General features: G+C 42.7%; 4 protein-coding genes. 1 reads left to right on the forward strand and 3 read right to left on the reverse strand.

All coding sequences use genetic code 11. The features are described 5' to 3' along the window. A partial coding sequence (locus tag FD34_RS08510; protein ID WP_162255403.1) for a transposase domain-containing protein occupies positions 1-126 on the forward strand: 126 nt, incomplete at its 5' end. A 212-nt stretch (positions 127-338) separates the two neighbouring features. Here the strand turns inward: FD34_RS08510 and FD34_RS08215 are convergent. The 3 genes from FD34_RS08215 to FD34_RS08950 form a co-directional block, all read right to left on the reverse strand. Then, positions 339-4,610: a glycosyl hydrolase 53 family protein gene (locus FD34_RS08215; protein ID WP_057808347.1), complete on the reverse strand. Its 4,272-nt coding sequence runs from the start codon at positions 4,608-4,610 to the stop codon at positions 339-341. A gap of 121 nt (positions 4,611-4,731) precedes the next feature. Then, on the reverse strand, positions 4,732-5,109 hold the full coding sequence (locus tag FD34_RS08850) for a hypothetical protein (protein WP_235806022.1): 378 nt from the start codon (positions 5,107-5,109) through the stop codon (positions 4,732-4,734). A gap of 189 nt (positions 5,110-5,298) precedes the next feature. Further along, on the reverse strand, positions 5,299-7,089 hold the full coding sequence (locus FD34_RS08950) for an SEC10/PgrA surface exclusion domain-containing protein (RefSeq protein WP_057808349.1): 1,791 nt from the start codon (positions 7,087-7,089) through the stop codon (positions 5,299-5,301). Between the last annotated feature and the right edge of the window lie 209 nt (positions 7,090-7,298).

The raw sequence follows: 7,298 nt of genomic DNA on the forward strand, positions 1-7,298 counted from the left end.
ATTAATAAACTAAATGTATATAAGTATTTCAAATACCTGTTTGATCGACTACCCAACCAGAAAAGGAGCGACATTGAGGCTTTTTTACCGTGGGCAGAAGAAGTGCAACAAGTATGTCATAACTAGAGAAAGGGCGTGAACCGCAAAAAGCCACGGCTCACGCCCTTTCATTTATTTTCAATACGTATCGTTATTGACTGCTTACGAACAATCCATGTCAAATTTCAAATACGAACTGCTTAAAAGCTTTTCCTATCAGAGCTTCTTGACGAAGAGCCAAACAACTAAAGCTCTCTTCCCCAATATGAGGACGAGAGCTTTAATAATATAGACTTATATTATTTATCGAGCGTTAATGTCGCAGTAACAGGCAGATTGATAATCTGACCATACTTAACACCCTTATTAGCATTATTAACCTGCCATTGCTTATCGGCTGCCGTTTGGCCATCAAGCCAGAAAACGTAGTGGTATTTGTTCCCCTGGGTATCAGTATACTCTTTGGTCCCTTGCAGGCCGTTTTGTGCTAATGAATCAGCTAACTGGTTCAACGTTTCTGTAGAAAAACTAGTTTCTTTCTTGCCAGTTAACAGCTTCGTAATAGTTGCATTCAATAAACCGTTAACATCCGTAGCTGAAACGATTGTATCAGCCTGCAACGGGTTGGTAACATTGCCAGCTTCATTCCAAACTTTCATTACTTTTAGTTGAATATCAGAAGTAACATCCTTGCCTTCACCAGGTACAGAATAGTTTGGTGAAGTATAACCATTTAGGAACCCCTGATACATCTTTAAAGATTGTAATGGGTGTCCTTGATCATCGAATAATGCTTGATTATCCCATGAACTACCGCCCCAGGTTGGTTTACCATCATAGTATAACTTACTATCTGGGTAGTAGCCGCGGGCAGCTTCAGTCGCCCAACCACAACCATAGACACTGCTTGCATCAATGTTGTATTGATAATAGTTCCAACCAGCCTTAGCAGGAATCCAAGCTGGTTCCCACCAGAAGGTACCAAGGATATTGCCATTACTCATCGCACTGGAATAAAGGCGCCGCATCGCTTCAGTTTGCCCTTGTGGACTAATTGGTAACTTCGCATTACCAGCCACATTGGTAGAATTATTAGTGCCATCAGAATTCTCAGTAGTGAAAGGCCAACTGGTTTCAGAGATAATTGTTTGCTTGCCAAACTCGTTTTTAACCATATCAATGCAACCATTGATTGTATCCATTACTGAGTATTGGTCATTACTCCACAACCAGAACTGATAAGCTGAGGTTGCAAAGATATCAAAGTCAACCCCATGATTCTTCCAACTCGTCAAAATATTCCGATATTTATCTTGATTCATTTCTTCAAGGTGAAGTAATACCTTGGCAGCGGGAAGCGTTTCTCGAGTTGCCTTCACACCAGCTGACAGGTATGCGCAACCATCCTTAGCAGTACTCTCATTCGTCCAGAAGTCAGGACGCGTTTGTGATGTCAGAATTCCTTGCGTAATTTCATTGCCGACTTGAACCATCTGAACATCGGCACCGGCTGCTTTCAGATCTTGTAGAACCTTTTTAGTATAATTGTAGACCGACTTTTGCATGGTTGCGGGATCTTCACTGTTCCATGCCTTTGGTACTAACTGAGTAGCCGGATCAGCCCAGAAGTCAGAGTAATGGAAATCCATCAGAATTGCCATTCCATGAGCCTGTGCCCGTTTAGCAAGTTGAATTAAGGTTGCCTCATCATTAGCACCACCGCCATAGGTCTGCATCTTAGCATTGTATGGATCATTCCAAACCCGTAGACGAATGTAATTAACTCCAGCTTGCTGCAAGACATTGAATAAGTCATCCTTTTGACCTTTGAAGTTGTAGAAGGACACACCGGCATTTTCCAGTGCAATTAGCGAACCAACATCAACCCCTTTAGCAAGAGAATTATTGAAGTTATTGATCTTCTCTATCTTAACCGGCTCAAGGTTAGCACCAGTATCAGACCCGGTAGCGTAGGCAGTGTTAATCTGTTCAGGTGTCATCTGGGAAGTTGGAATACCTGAAACCGGCTTAGCAGCTGGCTTCCCCCAGGTCAGAGTTGCTGATACATCTACCTTAATTGGATCACCATACTTTACACCCTTGTTATTATTCATGAAAACCGTCCATGAATCTTTCTTAACCGTGCCCTGGTTAGTTTCCAACCAGTAGACATAATGATAATCACCGTTCTTATTAGAATAGATCTTTTGACCTACGAGACCAGTCTTTTCTTGAGCACCCTTCAAGGCATCATAGTAGAGATGAAGGATATTTTGCGGAATCACTTCACCCTTAGGACCACCGGTCAAGATAGTATTGTTAATCCCGGCAAGCGCACCGTTTAGTTCTGCATTATCAACAGTTGCACCAACCGTTAACGGATTATTAACCTCAGTATTATCATTATAGACATTAGTAACCGTCGCTGATGAAACCATTGAAGGTGCTTGAGCAGGTACTGGCTTAGCTGGTCCCTTTTTAAACAGAATTGCCGTAACGACAAACTGTTGTGTTACACTATCATAATTGGAACCGATTCCTAAGATATCGCCATCAATGTTCTTTAACTTCAACTGATTTACGTAATCGTCAGTGACCTTCCGAACATAGTCGGCATTGTTACTAAAGTCATTTAGCTTATAGTTCATCGTGAAGATGTTCTGAACCTTTCCGGTTAGCAACGCATTCTTCGCTAGATTTTCTTCAATGAGGTTGGCATCGGCATCGAGTCCTTGGTCGCCAATAACCTTCTGACCGGCCTGCTTATCCAGCACATTCTTCTGGGCAACTGATACCAGTTGAGCGGTATCATGCATTGCAAAGGCCGCAAAGTTATCGTTTTGATTATTCCAATCAGCGTCAATATTCCCCCTTGAACTTAAGGCATCGGCAATTGAAGCTGCAATTTGTGACCGCTGCTTTTGAATAAAGGCATTGTCTGTACTGATCTTCTCATCTGGGACAATTACGGGCGCACTAGCCTCACCATTAGCATCGAAGTGGTAGGTAGTCCCATCAATCGTCATCGTTTGATTCCGAACCGGGTTACCATTGGCATCAAGATAGTAGGCCTTGCTGCCCTGCACAAGCAGCTTATTTTGATAACGGGCTCCATCCGCACCAAAGTACTGACCGTTTACCCACTTATTAGTAACCTTCAAGTACGTTGTTGGGTCAAAGTAGTAGGTGCTTCCGTACCATTCCTTCAGGCCAGTTACAATCCGACCATCCGGACCAAACATGTACCAATCGCCCCACTGGGATTGAACATAGTTGTTGTCAACTCGGAGATGAGTAACCGGATCAAAGTAATAGTAAGTACCAGCCCACTTGGTGACACCACTGGCTGCTGTACCATCCGCGGTGAAGAGATACCAGTTACCGTCATTGGCTTGCATGTAGGTATTCTTGACTGCCAGGTAGGTTGCCGGATCAAAGTAATAGAGTTGATTATTCTTGTCCCACTTATACAGCCCCGTCACAATCCGACCATTCTTGCCGAACATATACTTCAGGCCCCATTGGGATGTCACATAATCATCATCAACCCGCAGGTAAGTTGTTGGGTTGAAATAGTAGTAAGACCCAGCCCACTTTTGAACACCACTCTGCACACGACCATCATTACCAAAGAGGTACCAACTGCCCCATTGCGATTGACGGTAGTCATTGTCAACCCGCAGGTAAGTCGTTGGATCAAAGTAGTAATAGGATCCAGCCCATGGATAGACTTTGGTTACTATCCGGCCGTCATGACCAAACATGTACCACAGGCCCCATTGCGATTGAACATAATCATTATTAACCCGTAAATAAGTTACCGGATCAAAGTAATAGTAGGTGCCAGCCCACTGTTGAACCCCGGTTTGAATCCGTCCATCATTACCAAAGAGGTACCAATCTCCCCATTGCGATTGACGATATTCATTATTAACCCGCAAGTAAGTCGTTGGATCAAAATAATAGTAAGTACCCATCCAACTCTGAACACCGGATTGAGCAGTTCCATTATCTACTAGGTACCAATTCTTCGCACCACTCACGTTTGTTCCCGGAATGGCTGGTAGCTCCATATATTGCCGTCCGGTCAGTTTTTGGCCATTTTGATAATAGGTCATCTGACCATCCTGGTCCTTATTCCAACCAGTTTGAACCGTGGCCGGTTCAGTAACGGTTTTAGAATCGTCCTTTGGCACATTGTTATTCTTGACCACACTAGTATTATCACTATTTTTAGTCACCTTAGCAGGACGATCGGTAGCTGACACTTTAACATTGTTAGCTACCGTTGCTTGGTTGCTATTACCAACCACACCGGTAGATTGTTGATCAGCTGTATCTTGTTTTCCCGTTGTTACCAGTTGCGGGGTTGCTTGGCCATTACTTAAATCCCTTTGCTCCCCAGTCTTGGCGGTTATCGCCGTAGTTGTTTCTGATGCTGCACCCACCGTATCAGCATTAGCAACCTGTTGAGTCATCATCAATCCAGCGGTAACGATAACAGTAGCAACAACAGCAACCAACCATTGTTTTCCACTCTTGTAAAGCTTAAAGTGTTTTTTTATCTCCATACTTTAATCTCCCAATTTATTAAAATCTTAAGAACTTCATAATCCCTTTTACTATACCCTATCAATTTAATCATTTCAACAAGATATAGTGTCCATGCTAACCGGCAAACAAAAAAGCTTGTCAGCGCTTAACCGTCAGGTGCTTAACAATTCGCTTCCCCTTCTTAGTGGCAATTACTTCATATTTTGCCACATACTCAAATTGATAATGAATTGTTACCGGGCCGCTTTCCTTCTTAGTCCTAAAGGTCTTGTACACGGTACCAGTCCGCTCACCCTTAATCTGAACCTCTGTATCTGGGGAAACCACAAACTTCACCGGGGCGACCCCCTGGTCATTCAACCACGTCTTATCCTTATTATAGCTAATATAGAGACGATCATCTTTACTGCTCGTCGATGAAGAAGGGGTTGGCGTGATTACCTTATTAGCTTTTTCCTGATTCTGTCCGTGATGATTAGCATAAGAAACACCACCAAGGCTAACAACAATTACCAAGAGGAGTAACCAGTTTAAGAATATCTTTCCCCCATTAACGTAGCGATTACCAGACCGCATTCGCCGAAACTAGGATATATACCGGGCCATAAGAATAAGCACGGCAATAATGCCAACCAGAATTAAAACATTTCTTATATTCATTTCAAATTTACCATTTCAATTCTTAATATCGATTAGTGCCCAATTTTATTGGGCCAGGCTTAACTGGCCACTTGCGTTTGCCCAGTAACGAACACCGTTCAGGTAAACGTATTGATTAGTAACCTTAAGATACGTTACCGGATCAAAGTAATACAGACTCCCCATCCATTTGTACAGGCCAGTAACGATCCGACCGTCCGGGCCAAACAGGTACCAACTACCCCATTGCGATTGAACGTATTGATTGTCGACCCGCAGGTAGGTCACTGGATCAAAGTAGTAATAACTACCGGCCCACTGCTGAACGCCAGTCAAGATCCGACCATCACTGCCAAACAGGTACCAGTCACCCCATTGTGATTGGCGATAGGCGTTTGTAACCTTGAGATAAGTCGATGGATCAAAATAGTAGTATGAGCCAGCCCACTGCTGAACACCTGAAAGAAGCTGCCCATTATCACCGACAAGGTACCAGTCACCCCACTGTGATTGGACATAGTCTTTCTTGCTTGCTAAATAGTAAGTACCAGGGGTGAAGTAATAGTAGGTGCCATTAATATTTTGGACCCCAGTGACGGCCTGGCCGTCATTACCGAAGTAGTATTTATTCCCCCAAGCAATGGCCCAGACATTATTATCCCGGAGATAATTTGCTGGATCGAAGTAATAGTATGAACCAGCCCACGCCTGAATACCCGATTGGACAACACCATTGTCGATCAAGTACCAGCTCGTCCCAACACCATTGATTGTTGGTAATTCAACATACTGACGGCCTGATAATGGTTGATTATTTTCATAGTAAACATAGTGATTATGATCTTGGGAAAGCCGCCAGCCCGTTACATTCGCGTCACTTGGTTGATTAGCACTGGCTTGATCAGTTCCAGCCCAGATAAAGTGCATATCAACATTCTGCAACTTATAGGTAAAGGTGGTCCCATCAGCATATTTACCGGTCCCAGTTCCTTCTGTTAAAGATGGATAAACCGATAATAAATTAGCTTGGTAATTTGTCAAGAAGTTTTGGGCATGGCCAAAGGTGTCATCGGCATCCTTGAAGAGCATCAGGGTGACCCCATAATAGATCATTGCCTGCAGGTCGTCCATATTACTGACACTAAACAACGGGACATTATTGGCGTTAATAAAATCGCGTCCTTGGGCCTCATCGAATGGTCGTGCCCGCAATCCGGAAACATTATTAATGTAAATCTGAAAGGCAGAAATGTTTTCGGCATGCCCCTGTAAAATGCTCTCATCGTGCCAATGTCCATTCAGCAAACTTTCATTCTTAGCTTGATACTCCAACGCCATCTTCTTAACGGTATCGATTGAATTTTGATTCTGAATAAACGGTTGCTCATTAAACTCATATCGAACTTGGTTAACAAGATTTAATGCATACTGGTTCATCTGAACGGTTTGTTGAGGAGTAAGATTATTAATATCAACCGCTTCCTGTACCGCGCCAGAATCTTGTTGATAGTTATTGTTGTATACCCCATTGATAGAAGTCTTTTCTAACTCATTAGCCTGCGCTTGGTTATGAACATTTCGAACGGCATCGAGCGTATAGCCACTGGGAATATTAATATTTTGCACACTTGAAGCCGCTGCATTCGCCGTCTGAGTCTGTGTTTGAGCTAGACCATTAGAATATAGTTGAACATTATTTTGCGTATAGCTATTTGGATTACTTAGATTGTTAGTCTGTTGAATAGTAAATTGATTGGTAACGGTAGTGTCCGCCTTGGCATTCACACCATTCAACATCAATCCAGCCGCTGTTGAGACAGCTGCTAACACTGCCAATTTTGCAATCTTAGCCTTCAAGATCATTTCCTCCTACCTTAATGAACTATTTTCGATTATCATTCTCTACTTTACCATTTATTAACCGTAATTTGTTTGGATAAAATAATTTTCCTCATTTCTAATTAAATCGACAGCTGAAATTTTCTGTCATTATTCACTTAATATAATAATTGTAGAGGGCGGGACTAAAATGTAGGAAAACGGCGGTTTAAAATTGTCAGTTTTCC

The organism is Limosilactobacillus pontis DSM 8475 (assembly GCF_001435345.1).
Taxonomy (GTDB): domain Bacteria; phylum Bacillota; class Bacilli; order Lactobacillales; family Lactobacillaceae; genus Limosilactobacillus; species Limosilactobacillus pontis.

Excerpts from the sequence above, each read along its gene's own strand:
- FD34_RS08215 (WP_057808347.1), bottom strand. The coding sequence starts at position 4,610 with ATGGAGATAAAAAAACACTTTAAGCTTTACAAGAGTGGAAAACAATGG.